Origin of the sequence: Martelella mediterranea (genome assembly GCF_021021415.1) — a bacterium.
Taxonomy (GTDB): Bacteria; Pseudomonadota; Alphaproteobacteria; order Rhizobiales; family Rhizobiaceae; genus Martelella; species Martelella mediterranea_C.
This window is the reverse complement of the sequence record NZ_JAINWJ010000007.1, coordinates 1-17,355: the sequence shown is the minus strand read 5'-3', so window position 1 is coordinate 17,355 and position 17,355 is coordinate 1. Positions and strand designations below refer to the sequence as shown.

Sequence of the window (17,355 nt, the reverse complement as noted above, 5' to 3'; positions counted from 1 at the left end):
AAATGGCGCGACAGAGAAAACCCAAGGGCCGTCCGATTTCCGGCTGGCTGATCCTCGATAAGCCGATCGATTACGGCTCGACCGAGGCCGTCTCCAAGATCAAATGGCTGTTCAAGGCGCAGAAGGCCGGACACGCCGGCACGCTTGATCCGCTCGCCTCCGGCATGCTGCCGATCGCGCTCGGCGACGCCACCAAGACCGTGCCCTACGTGATGGACGGCCGCAAGATCTACGAATTCACCGTCACCTGGGGCGAGGAGCGCACCACGGACGATCTCGAGGGCGAGGTCAGCGAGAGCTCCGACAAACGCCCGCAGCGGGCTGATATCGAGGCGCTGATCGAAAAATACACCGGCGTGATCGAACAGGTGCCGCCGCAGTTTTCCGCCATCAAGATCGACGGCAACCGCGCCTATGATCTGGCCCGCGAGGGCGAGACGGTCGATATCCCGACCCGTGAGGTCGAAATCCACCGCCTGACGTTGCTCGGCTGCCCGGACGAAAACACCGCGGAATTCGAGGTGGAATGCGGCAAGGGCACCTATGTGCGCGCGCTTGCCCGCGACATGGGCCGCGATCTCGGCTGCTTCGGCCATATCTCGTCGCTGCGCCGCCCTTTCGTGGCGCCGTTTTCCGAGGATATGCTGGTGCCGCTATCGGAACTGACCGCGCTCGAGGAGATCGAGGACGATGAGGAGCGCTTCGCCGCTCTGGAAGAATATCTCGTTGACACATCGGAAGCGCTTGCCAGCCTTCCCCATGTGCCGGTGAACGAGGATCAGGCCCGCCGGCTGAAGCTCGGCAACCCGATCATCCTGCGCGGCGCCCATGCGCCGGTGGAGGAGCCGGACGCCTACGCCTCGCTTGCCGGCAAGCTGGTGGCGATCGGCGAGATCGCCGAGGGCCAGTTCAAGCCCAGGCGCGTATTCGGCTGAGCAATCCGCTCGGGGCCTCGCCTTCAGCGCGAGGCCTTGAGCTGGGACGCCAGCGCCGCGAATGCCCCCGCTACGGTCGCTTCGTCGATTTCATCGTCGCTGTTCACCGTTACCGAGATGCAATAGCCGCGACCGTCCTCGCCGGTCAGCGCCGCCGTCAGGTTCAGGACGCCGGGTTCGCTGCCGCCCTTGTAGGCCACGTATTGCCAACTGCGAACCGGCCCCTTGTTGATTGCGAAGATATCCGCCGCTTTGACATCGCCCGAGAGCCGGCAAAGCGTTTCCGTCGAAAGATACCATTCGACCCCTTCGATTGCGTGTCCGCTTGCATCTCTGGCGGCCGGCAGGGGAGCATCGGAAATCTCGGCGAGCAGTTCCGCCCGCTCCGCGCCATCGGCGGTTCTGTAGCGTTCGGCAAGAGCGGGATCGGCCTTCAGGGTAAACAGGGCGCGGGTGGTGAGCACGTCGTCGAGCCCAAGGGCAGTGGCAACGCGCTCGGGACCGAGAATGCGCATCAGCATGTCGGTCGCGGTGTTGTCGCTTTCCGAGATCATCAGCGCCGCCAGCGTGTGGAGCGTGAAGGGAGAGCCCGGCGGGAAGGTCTGCAGCTTGCCGGAGGGAAGCGATAGGTCCTCTGGCCGGAGCGTTTCCACATCCGACCATCGGCGCTTGCTGGCCTCGATATCGTCCATGAGAACCTTGAGCACGCCGAGCTTGAAGGTCGATCCGACCGCAAGCGGGGTCTCCGCATTCTTCTCGTGGAGCGTTTCGCCCTCCGCTATCACCAGATAGGAAACCGTGCCGGGCAGGGCGGCGATATCGGCAAGCGTATCCTCAATGCCTCCGCCGCTCGGCTGGAACGGGTGGAAGAACAGGCCGGTGATCTTGCCCGAAGCGTCGAGTTCGATTTCGGCGGGTATGTCGCCGGCCTCCGCGCGGATAAGGTAACCTTCGTCATCCTCGGTGATGGCGGTCACCGCACCGGCCTTGTCGTGGAGGCTTTGAAGTATGGCCGTCAACTGCGCGGTCGGAACGGCTTTTGCGAAGCTTTCGGACACGAGGCCGGCGGCGCTTTCGGGCGTTTCGATCAGGCTCCTGAGCGTTTCGATTTCGCGGTCCTCGGCATGGGCAGGCGCGGTCTGCAGCAGCAGCGCGGCGCATGTAACCGTGGCGATGCGGCGGATAGCGGGCGGCATGTTTTCCTCCTGCGGTAACGGTTCTGGCGACAGTACTGAGCGCACCTTCTTACATATAAGGCGGTCGTCCGAAACGGAAGGATGGCCGGTTAGGCGAAAATTAGGACAGCCATTGCGTCGCCGCTCATCCTGTGTTGGAAAACTTGTTGTAGTGGGTGAGAGTGTCGTTCTCGCCGGATTTGCCGTCATAATGTCTTTCGGTTCCGGTGGCAAAAGCGTACAGAGTCTGATAACGCTGGCTTACTACAAGGGGAGGTTGCATGCTGGATATGCTCATGCGGTGCATCGTGCCGATCGTCGCCGCCTTTTTCACCGTCATTGCGATTGCCACGGGCTGGTTCTGGATCCTGCTGATCACGATTCCGTTGCTGGCGATCGCCTTTTATGACTGGTTCCAGTCGTCCTGGACCATTACCCGCAACTATCCCGTTGCCGGCCGTATCCGCTGGATCGCATTGTCGCTGCGGCCTTTCATCCGCGCCTATGCGGTGGAGGACGACACCCACGGCACACCCTATTCCTATGCCGCGCGGCAACTGATCCGCACCCGGGCGCACGGCCTTTCCGACACGGTGCCCTTCGGTACGGAACTCGAGGTCTACGAGGATCCGCACCACTGGATCTCCCATTCGATGGCGCCGCATACCGATCCGGATCGCTCGCCGCGCGTCACGGTCGGCAACGAGCAGTCGTCCAAGCCTTATGAGGCGTCGATCCTCAACATCTCGGCGATGAGCTTCGGCGCGCTTTCCGCCAATGCCGTGCGCGCGATGAATATCGGCGCGAAGACCGGCGGGTTCTACCAGGACACCGGCGAGGGCGGGCTCAGCCGCTACCATCTCGAACATGGCGGCGATGTGGTCTGGGAAATCGGCTCCGGCTATTTCGGCGCGCGCGACAAGGATGGCCATTTCGATCCCGAGAAGTTTCGCGACAAGGCCGCCAATGACGCCGTCAAGATGACCGAGATCAAGGTCAGCCAGGGCGCCAAGCCCGGCCATGGCGGCATGCTGCTCGGCTCCAAGGTGACGCCCGAGATCGCCGAGGTGCGCGGCGTACCGGTCTACCAGAACTGTCTGTCGCCGCGCGGTCATTCGGCATTTTCGACGCCGGTGGAGATGCTGGAATTCGCGGCCAAAATGCGTGATCTTTCCGGCGGCAAGCCCGTCGGCATCAAGTTCTGCGTCGGCCAGCCGCATGAGCCCTTTGCGCTGGTGAAGGCCATGCTTTCGACCGGCATCTATCCCGATTTCATCGTGATCGACGGCGCCGAGGGCGGCACGGGCGCTGCCCCGCTGGAGCTTGCCGACTGGGTCGGCATGCCGCTCTGGGACGGGCTGATCATCATGCGCAACGCGCTTGTCGGCGCGGGCGTAAAGAAGCATGTCCGTCTTGCTGCCAGCGGCAAGGTGTTTTCCGGCATGGGGCTTGCGCACAACCTCGCGCTCGGCGCCGACTGGTGCAATGCGGCCCGCGCCTTCATGATGTCGGTCGGCTGTATTCAGGCGCAGCGCTGTCACACCGGCACCTGTCCCACCGGCGTCACCACCCAGGACAAATGGCGCCAGCGCGCGCTTGTGCCGGAAGAGCAGGGCGCCAATGCCGCCCGGTTCCACAAGAAGACCGTCGAGGCGCTGTCGGAAATCGTTGCCGCCTGCGGCTATGCCCATCCGCAGGACCTGCAGCCGCATCACATCATACACCGTCTCGGCTCGCATGACGCCGTGCCGCTGGACAAGCTGCATACCTTCCTGCCGGAAGGCGTGCTGGTGGACGATCCCGATTCCACGCTCTACGCCGACTGGTGGCGGGCGGCGAGCCCGGACAGTTTCCGCCCCACGGCCGATCTGGTGCGGATGCGCGCCAGCGCCAGCTAGACTTGACGGGCCCTTCGGCAGCGCCGGTAGTCGATAGGCCCCGGTTGCAATTTGGACGCAATGCCGATGAATTTGAACGCAGGGCGCGAAACCGATTGACTCGGTTTCGCGCCCGTTCAAATAATTGAAGCCGAAAATTGCATATTCGCTGTAGTAAGCCAGCAGGGGTGGTCGGCTGCACTCGTTGAAGCGCATTGAGCTAAGGGGGATTTTCTATGGCAATGCGACGCGAAATCGGGCTGATCGGACTGACATTTGTCGCGGTCGGCGGTGTACTGGGTTCCGGCTGGCTGTTTGCTCCGCTTGATACGGCGCAGCTTGCGGGGCCCGCCTCCATCATAGCCTGGCTGATTGGCGCGGTGGCGATGCTGCTGATCGCGCTCACCTATGCGGAAAACTCCACCCTGTTTCCGATTGCCGGCGGCATCGCCCGCATCCCGCAATTCTCCCACGGCCGGCTGCTGGCGCTTGCCATGGGCTGGAGCGCCTGGGTCGGCTACTGCACCACCGCGCCGATCGAGGTGAAGGCCTCGCTCGGCTATGCCTCATCCTATCTGCCGTGGTTGACCAACAGCGCCGGCGGGCTGACCGTCTCCGGCTATCTCGCCGCCGCCGTGTTCCTCGCGGTGCTGACGGTCGTCAACGTCTTCGGCGTGGCCTGGTTCGCCCGCATCAACACGGCGATGACATGGTTCAAGCTGTTCGTGCCGGTGGTGTTCATCGTGGTCATCGTCGCGTCCCGGTTCGAGTCCTCGAATTTCACATCCGCCGGCGGCTTCGCGCCGTTCGGCGTTCCCGGCATTTTCGCCGCCGTCTCCACCGGCGGGGTCGTGTTCGCCTTCATCGGCTTCCGCCATGCGATCGACCTTGCGGGCGAGGTGCGCAACACCCAGCGGGTCATTCCGCTGGCGTTGATCCTGTCGGTGCTGATCTGCCTTGCGATCTATGTCGGCCTGCAGATCGCCTTCGTCGGCGCCATAGACCCGGCATCGCTTGCGGGCGGCTGGCAGACCATCGAGGCGACCCATGAACTCGGTCCGCTTGGCGCGCTGGCAACCTCGATCGGCGTCTTGTGGCTGCTCAGCATGCTGAACGTCGCCGCCGTGATCTCGCCCGCCGGCAGCGGCCTCGTCTCGGTCAGTTCCAATGCGCGTCTGGCGCTGGCGATGTCGAACAATGGCGTGTTCCCGCGCCTGTTCGCCAAGCTCAATGAATTTGGCGTGCCGCTCTGGGCGTTGATCCTGAACTATGTTGTGGCGCTGTTCATGCTGATCGTGCTGCCGTTCCAGCAGATCCTGGCGCTGAACAGCGCGGCGGTCGTGCTGTCGTTCATCGCCGGCCCGGTTTCCATGGTGGCCTTCCGCTATCTCGCGCCCAATGCGCACCGTCCCTTCGTGGTGCCCGCCGCAGGCTTCATCGGCGCCGTCGCCTTCGTGATCGCGAGCCTGATGATCTTCTGGTCCGGCTGGAGCACGATCTGGCTTCTGCTGGCACTATTGGCCGTCGGCGCGCTGCTGTTCCTGATGCGCTTCGCGGTGATCGGCCGGGAGGATCTGGAGCCGAAGAGCGCGGTCTGGTTCGGCGTCTACATGGCCGGCATCGCCGTCATCTCCTATCTCGGCGGCTATGGCGGCGGCCTCGGCGTCATTCCGCACCCGCTCGATTCCGTTCTTGTCGGCCTGTTTGCCGTTGTGATCTTCCTGATGGCCGTCCGCGGCCGCGTCTCCCAGGAGGTCTTCGACCGCTTCCGCCACGAACAGCACGAGATTGAACGCCAGGAATATGACGGCGACGACATCGAGGACGCGATGACGCGGGAGTAGTGCGGCTTTGTTTATGGCAGGAACGCGCCGAAGGCCGGAAAACTAGGGTTGCCGGCCTTTATCGGATGCGGCTTTTGCGGAAATCAGTTTTCCGGTGAAGGCGGGGATTCAAGCCTCACCGACAAAGCCGCCTCTGCGAAGAAGGACTGATTGCGTTCCTTTCGCAAGAGCGGAATATGCATTCCGCGCATTCTTCGGCATCTTGCGCTCGTCTGACCGAAAGAGCAGGCACTGACGGCCGCTGCCGCTTGGCTCAGCGGCGACCCGCCTTATCCACATCCTGCATAAATCACCTTCTGGTGCGGCTGAAACCCCGTGCGCGGGATGACAATCGCATGACATTGCCGCATCTTCCCCGGCAATGACGCGAGATCGGAAAATGCGCAGGAAGGCAGATTGGCGATGAATGCCGGAACAGAGATCGAGGCAACCAGGGCGCGCGGTCGCGCCTTGCCGGAAAGGCCGCTTTTGAGCTGCTATTTTCCGCTGGGGGATCGGCAGGTCTCCCCGGACCTTCTGGACATCTATGCCGGCGAGGGCGTTGACGTGATCGAGATCGGCATGGCCTCGCCCGATCCGTTCCTCGACGGTCCGGATGTGCGCCAGTCGATGCTGCGCGCCGATCGCGGCCGCTGGCGGACGGACCTCGATGCTGTGCTGGAGCGGCTGGCGAAATTCCAAAACCCGCCGCGCGCGCTGCTGATGACCTATGCCGATCCGGCCCATCCCGGGCTTCATGAGACGGACCTATGGCGCGGCCTCGACAGTCTTCTGGTGGTGGCAAGGGCCGACGATCCGCTGGCCATGCGGCTGGAGCGGGCAGCTACCGATAACGGCGTTGCCCTGTCGCCTTTTGTCTCGCTGCCGCTGGACGAAAAGGCCATTGAGCGCGCGCGTGAGGCCGGCTTCTACATCATGTTGCAGGCCCATGCGGGCGCGACCGGGCCCCGCGAGACGCTCGATCCCGGCAATGCGGACCGCATCGCGCAATTGCGCGCGGCGGGCGCGACGCGGCCGATCCTTCTCGGTTTCGGCATTTCCGGCGGCGCGCAGGCGCGCCAGGCAATGGAGCTCGGCGCGGATGGCGTGATCGTCGGGTCGCAGGTGCTGCGCGCGGCGCTTGCCGGCGGCGATGCGCTCAGAGCGCTGTTGCGTGATCTGAGGAGCGGCCTCAATGCGTGACGATGCCTATGTGATCGGCTTCGATATCGGCTCGACCGCCGTCAAGGCGGGACTGTTCACGCTCGGCGGCGCGGTCGTCGATCACTGGAGCCGGAACTATCCGACGGAACGGCCCGGCCCTGGCATCGTCGAGCAGGACCCGCAACACTGGCTCGATGGCGTGCGCGATGCGATTGACGGGCTTCTCGTTGGCCGTGATCCAGACCGGGTGGTTGCCGTCGGGCTTTGCAGCCAGGTCAATACCGATGTGTTCGTGGACGCGGCCGGTGAACCGCTGGCGCCGGCAATTGTCTGGCAGGACGTGCGCGCCGCGCGCGAGGCCGAGGCGCTGGACCGGACGATTTCGGCAGAGGACAAGAAGGCCTGGTGGGGCGCGGAAATGCCGATCGGCGCGAGCCACGCACTTCCCAAGATGATGTGGTTTCAAAAACATCATCCCGATCTCTGGGAGAAAACCCGCTATGTGCTGTCGCCCAAGGATTACTGCCTGCTGCGGCTGACCGGGAAGGCGGTTGCCGATCCGATCGCCTCCTTCGGCCATGTCGGTCTCGACCTCACCTATATCGATCCGCTGATCGCCCGCGTCGAGGGCGCCGCCGAACGCCTGCCGCCGCTCGGCTTCTTCACCGATATCGCCGGCGAGATGCGGCTTGGCAGCCATGCCCGCCGCGCGCCGGTGATTGTCGGCACCATGGATGCCTGGGGCAATCTGTTCGGCTGCGGCGTGTTTCGCGCAGGCCAGGGCATGTATGTCAGCGGCACCAGCGAAATTCTGGCGCTTGCCGGCTCAAAACGCGTCGGCGCGCCGGGCATCGTCACCTTCGCAACGGTCGACGATCTTGTCGTCAATGCCGGCCCGACCCAGAGCGGCGCGGATTCGCTCCGCTGGTGGAGCCGCACGGTCGGCATCGAGCCCGGAGACGTCGCCGAATTGGCCGGAAAGGCCGATCGCGATGGCCGGCCGATCCTGTTCCTGCCGCATCTGGAAGGCGAGCGCGCGCCGTTGTGGGATGCCGATATCCGCGGCTCCTTCATCGGTCTCGACAGCCGGACCAGCGGGCCGGAATTCGCGCTGGCGGTGCTGGAGGGCGTGGCGCTCTCGGCCCGGCAATTGTTCAATGCGCTGACCGAGGCTGCGGGTTACCGCCCCGACTGGCTGCTTTACGGCGGCGGCGGGGCGCGGTCGGATCTATGGAGCCAGATCCGCGCCGATTGTCTCGGCGTGGCCCTCCACCGCTTCTCCTATAATGACGTCGGCTGTCTTGGCGCGGGCATCATGGCCGCCGTCGGCGTCGGCGCGTTTCCGACCATTGCCGAGGCGGTGCCGGCGATGACATCGGTCCAGACCATCTTCGAACCGGACCCGAAGCGCGCGCGCCGTTATGATCGCATGTTCGAGGCCTATACCAAGGCCATCGACGCACTCAAACCCATCGGAATCATCGATATGGGCGACCCGCTCCGCTAACGGGTCACGCATGAAAATCAAACAAGGAAGAGGAACAGTAGAATGAAAATGATCAAGTCCACACTTGCAGCCTTCGCGCTGTCACTTGCCAGCACGACCGCCGCGTTCGCGACGGACGTCACCATTCTCACCCCCTATATCAGCTCGATCCCGACCAACGAGATGGCGCAGAGCTTCAAGGCGGAAGGCGAGAAGCGCGGCTGGGATGTCACCATCATCGACACCCGCAACGATTTCGGCCAGCTCGCCTCGCGCATGGAAGACACGGTCAACGCCAAGGCTGATGCCATCGTGCTGATCTCGACGGATCCCGCCCAGGTCGGCGACCAGGTCGCGATGGCTGCCGAGGCCGGCATTCCGGTGATCTCGCTTGACGGCTCGAAGCACGACAATGTCGATGTCAACGTGACCTCCAACAATTTCGAGCTCGGAACCCAGCTTTCCGAAGCGCTGTTCAAGGCGCTGGACGGCAAGGGCAATATCGTCAAGTTCTATCACTCCGCCCATCCGGGCGTGCATCAGCGCGAACTCGGACTGGATGAGACGCTGAAGGCATATCCGGATATCAAGGTGATCGCCGATCACTTCGTCAAGGTGCCGGGCCCGGTCGATGACGGCCGCATCGCCATGGAAAACATCCTGCGGCAATATGGCGACCAGATCGACGGCGTCTGGGCCGCTTTCGACGATCCGGGCATCGGCGCGGAACTGGCGACGGAATCGGAACTGCCGGAGTCCAAGCTGATCATCATGGGCATCGATGGCAACGAACAGGCGGTCGACATGATCAAGTCCTGCACCCATTTTAAGGCCACCTTCCGCCAGGACTTCCCCGGCATGGCGGCGGTTGGCGCTGAAGAGCTCGAGAAAATCCTCGCCGGCGGCGCTGCCGAAAGCGATGAAATCTACGTGCCGGCGGTGATGATCACGCCGGAATCGCTTGGCGTGACCTGCCCCTGACGGGCCGTTTCGAAACCGGAGCCGCCGATAGCCGCGGCTCCGCCTTTCACCTTTCGCGGGACAATCAACATGTTGCTGAGCATCAAGGGGCTTGAAAAGCGCTTCAGCGGCGCGCGCGCGCTGGCCGGCGCCGACCTTGCGGTCGAGGCCGGCTCCGTGCACGGGCTTCTGGGCGAAAACGGCGCCGGAAAGTCGACGCTGATCAAGACGCTTTCCGGCCTGATCGCCCCGGATGCGGGCGAGATTCGCATCGATGGCAAGCCGGTCGAGATCGAGAACGTGCGCCATGCCGAGGCCCTCGGCTTTCGCTTCATCCATCAGGAATTGAGCCTGGTGCCGCATTTCACCGCGGTGGAAAATGCGTTCGTCGGCCGGCGCTACCCGAAACGCGGCTTGTTCATCGACCGCCGGCAAATGGCCGCCGAGATCGCCGAGACCGCGCGCGATATCGCGCCCGACCTGCCGCTTGACGTGCCCGCGGCGCGGCTGACGACCGGCCAGAAACAGCTTGTCGAGATCATCCGCGCGCTGATCGGCGAACCGGCGCGGCTGGTCGTGATGGACGAGCCCACGGCCTCGCTGTCCGATGGCGAGGCGCGCAGGCTTTACCGGGCTGTGGCGCGACTTGCCGAACGCGGCGTCGCCGTCATCTTCATCTCGCACCGGCTGGATGAGGTGATGGAAATCTGCGACCGGTTCACGGTGCTCAGAAACGGGGCGACCGCCGGGGCAGGGGCCATCGGCGATATCGACCGCGCCGGTCTCGTGCGCCTGATGTCCGGACGCGAAGAGGTGCGTTTGACGCCGGGGCCGATGACGGTCGACGCGCCGACCGTGCTGAAGGTCCGCGATCTGCCTTTCGGCGACCACGGCTCACGGGTTTCCTTCGACATCCGGGCCGGCGAAATTCTCGGCCTTTACGGGCTTATCGGCGCGGGCCGGTCTTCGCTGATGAAGATCATCTGGGGCGCGACTTCGCACGGCGTGGGCGCAATCAGCCTTGAGGACAAACCGTTGCGTCCCGGCCGGATCGACGACCGGATCAAGCGCGGCGGGGCCTATGTGCCGGAGGATCGCCGCCATGAGGGGCTGATCGTGAGCCGCACGATTGCCGAAAACCTCGCTATCGCCAATCTGGCCTCGGTGCGGGCGTCATCCGGCCTGCCCTGGACCAGCGTTGCCGCGCTGAAGCGCCGCACGCAGGAGGTGCGCGAGGCGCTGTCGGTCAAGATGGGATCGCCCTTCGCCAAGCCGCTGACACTGTCGGGCGGCAATCAGCAGAAGCTTCTCTTCGGCCGCTGGTTCGGGCGGCCGATCCGGCTCCTTATCCTGGACGAGCCGACGCGCGGCGTCGATGTCGGCGCCAAGGCGGAAATCCACGCGGTCGCGCGCCGTTTCGCCGATGAGGGCGCGGCGGTGCTGATGACGACCTCGGACATGGACGAGTTGCTGGCGCTGTCCGCCCGCGTTCTCGTGATGGCCGGGGGCGAGGTGACCGCGGAACTTGCCGGCGAGACGCTCACGCCCGAGCGCATTATCGACGCCGCCTTTCAACATCAATCACGGAAAGACCCCGCTGCATGACCGGCCTTGTCAGACGTTACGGCACGCTTGCCGCGCTTGTCGTCATCATTATCGCCTTCTCGATCGCGTCTCCGAACGCCTTCGGTTCGGCGAACAACCTGATCAACATCACCCAGCAGATGACCCTGCTCGCCATTGTCGCGATCGGCGCGACCGTGGTCATGGCGGTCGGCGAGTTCGACCTTTCGACCGCCTCGATCGTGTCCTTTGGCGGGATTTTTGTGGTGGTGCTGTTCAAGGCCGGCGTGCCGGCGCCGCTTGCCTGCGTCATCGTGCTGGCGGCGGCCTCCGTGTTCGGCATGGTCTCCGGCTTCGTGGTCGCCCGCTTCGAGGTGCTGTCCTTCATCGCCACGCTTGCGGTCGGCACGATCGTTGGCGGCATCACCTTCTGGCTCAGCGAGGGCGCGACGCTGTTCGGCGACATACCCGCTGCCTTCCGCGATATCGGCCGCGGCCGCACCCTTGGCCTGCCGACGCTGACCTGGTGGCTGATCGGTATCGCGATCCTCGCCTGGCTGATCCTCGACAAGTTCGAGATCGGGCGGCGGCTTTATGCGATCGGCGGCAATCGCGAGGCAGCAAGGCTTGCGGGCGTGCGGATTGTCTCCAACACCATGTTCGCCTTCATTGTGTCTGCCGTGTTCTCCGCGCTGGTCGGCATTCTGCTCACCGCGCGCATCGGCTCCGCGGGGCCGACGGGCGGCGGCGGCTATCTGCTCTCGGCCTATGCGGCGGTGTTCCTCGGCATGACCGCGTTTCGCGAGGGCGAGGCCAATGTTCCGGGCACGCTGGTGGGGGCGGCGATCATCGCCGTCATCGGCAACGGGCTCACCATTCTCGGGGTCTCCACCTTCCTGCAGGATATCATCACCGGAACCATCATTCTCGCCGCCGTGCTCGTGCGCCGCGCGGGTAAGGAAAGAGGCTGACATGGCGCGCATGCAAAAGCGGGAGGCGCGGCCGGGCCGCTACGGCACGTTCGGCGGCCAGTTCGTCGCGCCCGTCCTGCTTCCGGTGCTCGACAGGCTGGAGGCGGCGTTTCGCGAGGCGTGGGCGGATCCGGCCTTCCATACGGAACTGACCTTCCTTCTCAACCGCTTCGTCGGCCGCCCGACGCCGCTGTTCGATATCCCGGCCTTTCCGTCGCGCGCCGGTGGCGCGCGAATCGTGCTCAAGCGCGACGACCTGACCTTCAATGGCGGCAATTACGCCAATTCGGCGGTCGGCCAGTGCCTTTTGGCGCGCCGCATGGGGCTTTCCGCCGTCGTCACCGACACCGGTTCGGGTCAGAACGGCATCGCCGCAGCGGCCACCGCCGCGCGTTTCGGCATGGGCTGCACCATCTATATGGGCACGCGCGATGCCGCGCAGCAGGCCGCGGCGGTGAAGAAAATGCGCCTGTTCGGGGCGAAGCTCGAGATCGTCGACGATGCCGACCGGGCGCTGAGTGCGGCCACCAGCGCCGCGATCCGTCATTGGATGGGCCATTCCGACACCGATGCCTATCTCGCCGGCGCGCCGATCGGCCCGCATCCTTATCCCGAGATGGTCGCGGCCTTCCAGTCGGTCATCGGCAAGGAAACCCGGCTCCAACTCATCGAGGGCGGCATCTTCCCGGCAGCGGTGTTTTCCGCCGTCGGCGGCGGCTCCTCCACCATCGGCCTGTTCTCGTCCTTCGTCGATGACCTCTCCATCCGGCTGGTCGCGGTGGAAGCGGCGGGCACCGGAGAGCCGGGTGCGCTCCACGCCGCGAGGCTGTCGCACGGCCAGCGCGGCATCTTCCACGGGGCGGAGACCCTGGTTCTGTCCGACGCGGAAGGGCAGATATTGCCGGCCGCCTCGATCGCGCCGGGGCTTGCCTATCCGGGTTCCGCGCCGCAGCTTGCCGATCTCGTCCATCGCCGCCGGGTCGAGACCGTTTCGGTGACGGATAGCGAGGCCCGCGCCGCCGTGCGCCGTCTCGCCGAGACCGAGGGCGTGTTGCTCTGCCTGGAGGCGGGACACGCGCTCGCCGCTGCAGAGCATGTGGCGCGGACCATGGAGCCGCATGAGACGGTCGTGGTGATGGCGCCGTCTTCGGGCGACAAGGACATCGATTTTCTCTGGCAGGATGACTGATATGGCGCGCAAGACCGACAAACGCGAAAACCGCATCGACGCCATGTTCGCCCGCCTTAGAAAGGAAAAGCGAACGGCATTCGCGACCTTCACGGTCGGCGGCGACCCCACCTTCGAGGAAAGCCTCGCCCGGCTGAAGACATTCGTGGAGGCCGGCATCGACCTGATCGAGATCGGCTATCCGTTTTCCGACCCGATCCTCGATGGCGCGACGATCCAGAAGGCGAACCGGCGCGCGATGGCGGCCGGCGGCAATCTTTCAAAGACCTTTGAGCTTTGCACCGCTTTCCGCAAAGAGGACGACACAACACCGCTGGTGCTGATGGGCTATGCCAACCCGATCATCGCGCTCGGCTACGAGCGGTTCGCTGAAAAGGCAGCCGAGGCCGGGATCGACGGCATCATCGCCGCCGACCTGCCGCTGCGCGAGGCGGGCGATCTGTTGAAGGCGCTCGCCCGCCACGGGCTCTACATGATCCCGCTGGCGGCGCCAACGCTGGAGGCCAAGGATTTTGCCGCGGACCAGCCGGGGCTTGGCGGTTTTCTCTACTGCATACCGGTGGTCGGCCCCACCGGCGGCCCATCGGCCTCGCAGGACGCGATTGCCGAAGCGGTGGAACGCTGCCGCCGGCAGGTCCGGCTCCCCGTCATGGTCGGCTTCGGCGTCAAGACGCCGGAAATGGCCGCGGGTGTCGCAAGCGTGGCCGACGGCGTCATCGTCGCCACGGCGCTGATCGACGCGTTCCTGGCGCTGGAACAGGAAATCCCGCTGGCCGATCCGGAATTTCAGAGCCGGGTTGCCGAGAAATTGGCGGCCTTCCGGGCCGCGATCTGAGTCGGCGTGCTGGAAAGAATTTCCGGACATGACAGGTGATTGTGCAGCAAAAAAAGCAGGTGTTGGCGTCAATAAACTGCGAAGAAACCTCCGATATATGCGACACTGATGCTGTGCAAATTCGGCACGTGCTTTTTGTGGAGAACGTTTATCGGAATGACGGGAATACATGATATGCCGAGCGTTGGTTGGCTTTTGCAGGCAACCAGCAGTCACCGAGCGCGGCTCTGGATTCCGGTTCTGGCGGTTCTGGCGGGCCTGACTGGATGTCAATCCGAAAATATCGGTTCACCCCTTTCCGAGAGGCAACCTCAAAGCCGTGAGGAGACAATTCGCAGCAATCCGGCGGCGAAGCCCGGCGGGGCGCTCAAAGACGCGCAGGCATCGGGCGATGTGGATGCGATCAGCGAAAAGCTGACTGCTGCTGCCGGCACAGCGCCGATTTCAATTCGGGTTGTGAACGCCTCCACTGCCAATGCCGCTCTCGGGCCGGACGGCGATATCTATCTGACGCGGCAACTATTGCAACTGACCGACGATGACTCGGAAGTGGCCGCCGTTATCGCCCATGAAATTGCCCACAAGCTTTCCGGCCATGCTGCGGCGCGCTCCAGTGCCGGCACGCAGGCGGCTGTTTCGAGCGACCAGATCGCCGAGCTGCTTCCCGACAGCGAAAAAGTGAAGGCGCTTCTGGCTGAAAGGAGAGCGCGCGTTGCCGAGCTTTCGCGCCAACAGGAACTGGAGGCCGATGCCATGGCGATCCGCTTGCTGGCGAAGGCGGGATACGACCCCGCCGCTGTCGCGCGTTTCCTGAAAATCATGCAGGCTGATGATAAGGCGGCTGGCCGATCTGGCTATACCAATTTCCATCCGGCCTCCGACATCCGCATCGCCCGCGCCGAAAAGCTCGCGGCGGAACTGTAGGCGTTGGCTTGTTCGAACCGCTGTCGATCATCAGTGCCGGTTTGGTGACGGTTGTGACACAACCGCTGCAGGCTCATCTCGCCTGGCGGTCGCTGCCTTTCGCCGCACGGACAGACTCTGACCGTGCGAAGAGCCGGAAATGTCCTCGGTTTTATGACGCAATTATAGGTTTAGTCTACGTGTGGACGATTTTTTGGGGCTGGCGACCCGCAGCAAGGACTATTCCTTTGTCTTCTTAACAATTTTTTTCAGTTGGACGAACATTAAATTTCTTCCATGTACTTTCATATAGTCTGTTTTAATCAAATGACAAAAACTGCTGATTCCAAAGGCTTTTAATGGAGAAAGATTGCGCGCAAGCCAATTTGTCATTGAAAAGCATCGGCTTATTGGAGCCCAAAAATTCAGCTCCGGTTCATAAAAGTGTCACTATGCCACTTGCACGACGCGCGAAGTTGAGATAGTCACCCCCGCTAACGTGGCAAGGCATAAGTCGCCACATGGGTCTCCATAACAATTTCAATATGTGCGCCAAAAGAGCTGCGTTATTACATCCGAGAGATGTGGTTGCGCTATCATTTTGACCGAACTTCGAGGAAAAGCATCATGGACGCAATCATTGTCGACAAGGACGACGGATCACAGCATCGTCAGTCCACCCAGGGTCTGCGGCTTGACGAAGCCTCTGTCGTAAAGCTGCCGCTCGCCCCGGAAAGCGTCACTTCCTTCGAACAGAGCGGCGACGATCTGATGATCGCGACCGCCGACGGCAAGACGATCACCATCGGCGATTTCTTCGTCGAATTCGGCGATGAGCGCAACGAACTGGTTCTGGTCGACGATGACGGCATCGCCTGGTGGGGCCAGTATGCCTCGGGTCCGTGGAGCGACTTCGCCTTTGCCGAAATCGGCGCGGACAGCGTCGGCGCCTTTCCCTGGGGCGCGCTTGGCGGCCTTGGCGCCGCCTCAGCCGGCGGCCTTGCCTTCGCTGGCGGCGGCGGTGACGATGACGCAGCTCCAGTCTTTCCGGCTGTTGATGTGGAAGACGTCGTTGATGACCCAGAAGCCGGCCAGGTGCGAGTCACCGGCAACAGCACCGGTGAGTACGTGGTGGTCTCTTATCCGGACGGCGACGGCAACATCGTGAAGTCGGAGCCGATCCCCGTCGGCGAGGATGGTAGCTGGAGCTACGACATACCGCGCGACGGCATTGCCGAGGGCGATGTTGAGATCGTCGGTACTGTGACTGACCCGGATGGAAATCCGGTTCCGGGCGAAGACGGCAATCCGGTGACGGATACGGAAACAGCCACGCTCGATCTTACTGAGCCCGATGTTAGCGTTAACATAGCCGATAACGGCCACAATGGTGAACTGGTTCTGACCTTCTCGCCGGATACGGATCGCGCAAGCTTCGATCCGACCACCGATCTGGTGCTGGAAAACGCCCACCTCGATCCGGCCGGCGGTACGTGGTCGGAAGATGCCGACGGCAATCAGATTTGGACCGCCACGATCACGCCCACCGGCAATGGCGAAGTGACCGCCACCGTCACCGATGGCTCCTACACCGACACGGCCGGCAATGAAGGCTCCGAAGGCGTCGACACCGAGACCTTCGACGTCGACGGCCCGTCCGTGGTGGTTGATATCGAGAACAACGGCCAGACCGGCAATGTGACCTTCACCTTCTCCGAGCCGGTTACCGGTTTCGAGGCTGGCGATGTCAGCGTTGGCAACGGCACGCTCTCGAACCTCACCAAGGTCAACGACACCACCTGGACCGCCACGGTCACCCCGGAAGTAACCGGCGATGTCACTGTTTCGGTCGGCGATGGTTCCTATACCGACCTTGCCGGCAATCCGGGCACGCCCGGCTCCGACAGTGAGCCCTTCGACCGCACCGCACCGACGGTCGGCGTCGAGATCACCGATAACGGTCAGGACGGCACGCTGGTGCTGACCTTCTCGCCGGATACCGATCGTAACAGCTTCGATCCCGCAGCCGACCTCGATCTGGAGAACGCCGATCTCGGCACGAACGGCACCTGGTCGGAAGATGCCGACGGAAACCAGGTCTGGACGGCGACGATCACCCCGACCGGCAATGGCGAAGTCACGGCCACCGTCACCGACGGTTCCTACACCGACACGGCCGGTAATGTTGGCTCCGAAGGCACCGACACGGAGACCTTCGACGTCGACGGCCCCTCGGTCGTGGTTGATATCGAAAACAACGGCCAGACCGGCAATGTGACCTTCACCTTCTCCGAGCCCGTAACCGGCTTCGATGGCAGCGATGTCAGCGTTGGCAATGGCACGCTGTCGAACCTGACCAAGGTCAACGACACCACCTGGACGGCGACGGTCACCCCGGAAGCCACCGGCGATGTCACGGTCTCCGTCGGCAATGGCTCCTATACCGACCTTGCCGGCAACCCCGGCACGCCCGG

The 17,355-nt window shown here is 63.6% G+C and carries 13 protein-coding genes; 12 read left to right on the top strand and 1 reads right to left on the bottom strand.

What is annotated here, in order from left to right; genetic code table 11:
• Positions 1–2: 2 nt before the first annotated feature.
• Complete coding sequence (gene truB / locus K7H91_RS04605) at positions 3–935, top strand: tRNA pseudouridine(55) synthase TruB (protein ID WP_230719038.1); 933 nt, start codon at positions 3–5, stop codon at positions 933–935.
• Positions 936–958: 23 nt separating this feature from the next.
• Here the strand turns inward: truB and K7H91_RS04600 are convergent, their stop codons facing one another.
• Positions 959–2,131 carry a class A beta-lactamase-related serine hydrolase gene (locus tag K7H91_RS04600; RefSeq protein ID WP_230719037.1) on the bottom strand — a complete coding sequence of 391 codons (1,173 nt, stop codon included), beginning with the start codon at positions 2,129–2,131 and terminating at the stop codon, positions 959–961.
• Positions 2,132–2,391: 260 nt separating this feature from the next.
• Between K7H91_RS04600 and K7H91_RS04595 the strand changes: the two genes are divergently transcribed.
• From K7H91_RS04595 to K7H91_RS04545, 11 genes are all read left to right on the top strand, one after another.
• Positions 2,392–4,008 carry an FMN-binding glutamate synthase family protein gene (locus tag K7H91_RS04595; RefSeq protein ID WP_230719036.1) on the top strand — a complete coding sequence of 539 codons (1,617 nt, stop codon included), beginning with the start codon at positions 2,392–2,394 and terminating at the stop codon, positions 4,006–4,008.
• Between the two features lie 215 nt (positions 4,009–4,223).
• Complete coding sequence (locus K7H91_RS04590) at positions 4,224–5,831, top strand: APC family permease (protein ID WP_230719035.1); 1,608 nt, start codon at positions 4,224–4,226, stop codon at positions 5,829–5,831.
• Between the two features lie 402 nt (positions 5,832–6,233).
• Positions 6,234–7,013 carry a tryptophan synthase subunit alpha gene (locus K7H91_RS04585; protein ID WP_230719034.1) on the top strand — a complete coding sequence of 260 codons (780 nt, stop codon included), beginning with the start codon at positions 6,234–6,236 and terminating at the stop codon, positions 7,011–7,013.
• Positions 7,006–8,481, top strand: a complete 1,476-nt coding sequence (locus tag K7H91_RS04580; protein ID WP_230719033.1) for a xylulokinase — start codon at positions 7,006–7,008, stop codon at positions 8,479–8,481. Before K7H91_RS04585 ends, K7H91_RS04580 begins: the two co-directional genes overlap by 8 nt.
• Positions 8,482–8,523: 42 nt before the next feature.
• Positions 8,524–9,441, top strand: coding sequence for a sugar ABC transporter substrate-binding protein (locus K7H91_RS04575; protein WP_230719032.1), 918 nt, complete (start codon positions 8,524–8,526; stop codon positions 9,439–9,441).
• Between the two features lie 69 nt (positions 9,442–9,510).
• Positions 9,511–11,025 carry a sugar ABC transporter ATP-binding protein gene (locus tag K7H91_RS04570; protein WP_230719031.1) on the top strand — a complete coding sequence of 505 codons (1,515 nt, stop codon included), beginning with the start codon at positions 9,511–9,513 and terminating at the stop codon, positions 11,023–11,025.
• Positions 11,022–11,954, top strand: a complete 933-nt coding sequence (locus tag K7H91_RS04565) for an ABC transporter permease (RefSeq protein ID WP_230719030.1) — start codon at positions 11,022–11,024, stop codon at positions 11,952–11,954. The genes K7H91_RS04570 and K7H91_RS04565 overlap by 4 nt, the downstream gene beginning before the upstream one ends.
• Before the next feature lies 1 nt (position 11,955).
• Entirely contained in the window at positions 11,956–13,143 is a 1,188-nt protein-coding gene (trpB, locus tag K7H91_RS04560) for a tryptophan synthase subunit beta (protein WP_230719029.1), read from the top strand.
• A 1-nt stretch (position 13,144) separates the two neighbouring features.
• On the top strand, positions 13,145–13,978 hold the full coding sequence (gene trpA, locus K7H91_RS04555) for a tryptophan synthase subunit alpha (protein ID WP_230719028.1): 834 nt from the start codon (positions 13,145–13,147) through the stop codon (positions 13,976–13,978).
• Positions 13,979–14,152: 174 nt separating this feature from the next.
• Entirely contained in the window at positions 14,153–14,902 is a 750-nt protein-coding gene (locus K7H91_RS04550) for a M48 family metalloprotease (RefSeq protein WP_230719027.1), read from the top strand.
• A 606-nt stretch (positions 14,903–15,508) separates the two neighbouring features.
• A partial coding sequence (locus K7H91_RS04545; protein WP_230719026.1) for an Ig-like domain-containing protein occupies positions 15,509–17,355 on the top strand: 1,847 nt, incomplete at its 3' end.

Excerpts from the sequence above, each read along its gene's own strand:
- K7H91_RS04585 (WP_230719034.1), top strand. The coding sequence starts at position 6,234 with ATGAATGCCGGAACAGAGATCGAGGCAACCAGGGCGCGCGGTCGCGCC.
- K7H91_RS04600 (WP_230719037.1), bottom strand. The coding sequence starts at position 2,131 with ATGCCGCCCGCTATCCGCCGCATCGCCACGGTTACATGCGCCGCGCTG.
- K7H91_RS04590 (WP_230719035.1), top strand. The coding sequence starts at position 4,224 with ATGGCAATGCGACGCGAAATCGGGCTGATCGGACTGACATTTGTCGCG.
- K7H91_RS04550 (WP_230719027.1), top strand. The coding sequence starts at position 14,153 with ATGCCGAGCGTTGGTTGGCTTTTGCAGGCAACCAGCAGTCACCGAGCG.
- trpA (WP_230719028.1), top strand. The coding sequence starts at position 13,145 with ATGGCGCGCAAGACCGACAAACGCGAAAACCGCATCGACGCCATGTTC.
- K7H91_RS04565 (WP_230719030.1), top strand. The coding sequence starts at position 11,022 with ATGACCGGCCTTGTCAGACGTTACGGCACGCTTGCCGCGCTTGTCGTC.
- K7H91_RS04580 (WP_230719033.1), top strand. The coding sequence starts at position 7,006 with ATGCGTGACGATGCCTATGTGATCGGCTTCGATATCGGCTCGACCGCC.
- K7H91_RS04595 (WP_230719036.1), top strand. The coding sequence starts at position 2,392 with ATGCTGGATATGCTCATGCGGTGCATCGTGCCGATCGTCGCCGCCTTT.
- truB (WP_230719038.1), top strand. The coding sequence starts at position 3 with ATGGCGCGACAGAGAAAACCCAAGGGCCGTCCGATTTCCGGCTGGCTG.
- trpB (WP_230719029.1), top strand. The coding sequence starts at position 11,956 with ATGGCGCGCATGCAAAAGCGGGAGGCGCGGCCGGGCCGCTACGGCACG.
- K7H91_RS04575 (WP_230719032.1), top strand. The coding sequence starts at position 8,524 with ATGAAAATGATCAAGTCCACACTTGCAGCCTTCGCGCTGTCACTTGCC.
- K7H91_RS04570 (WP_230719031.1), top strand. The coding sequence starts at position 9,511 with ATGTTGCTGAGCATCAAGGGGCTTGAAAAGCGCTTCAGCGGCGCGCGC.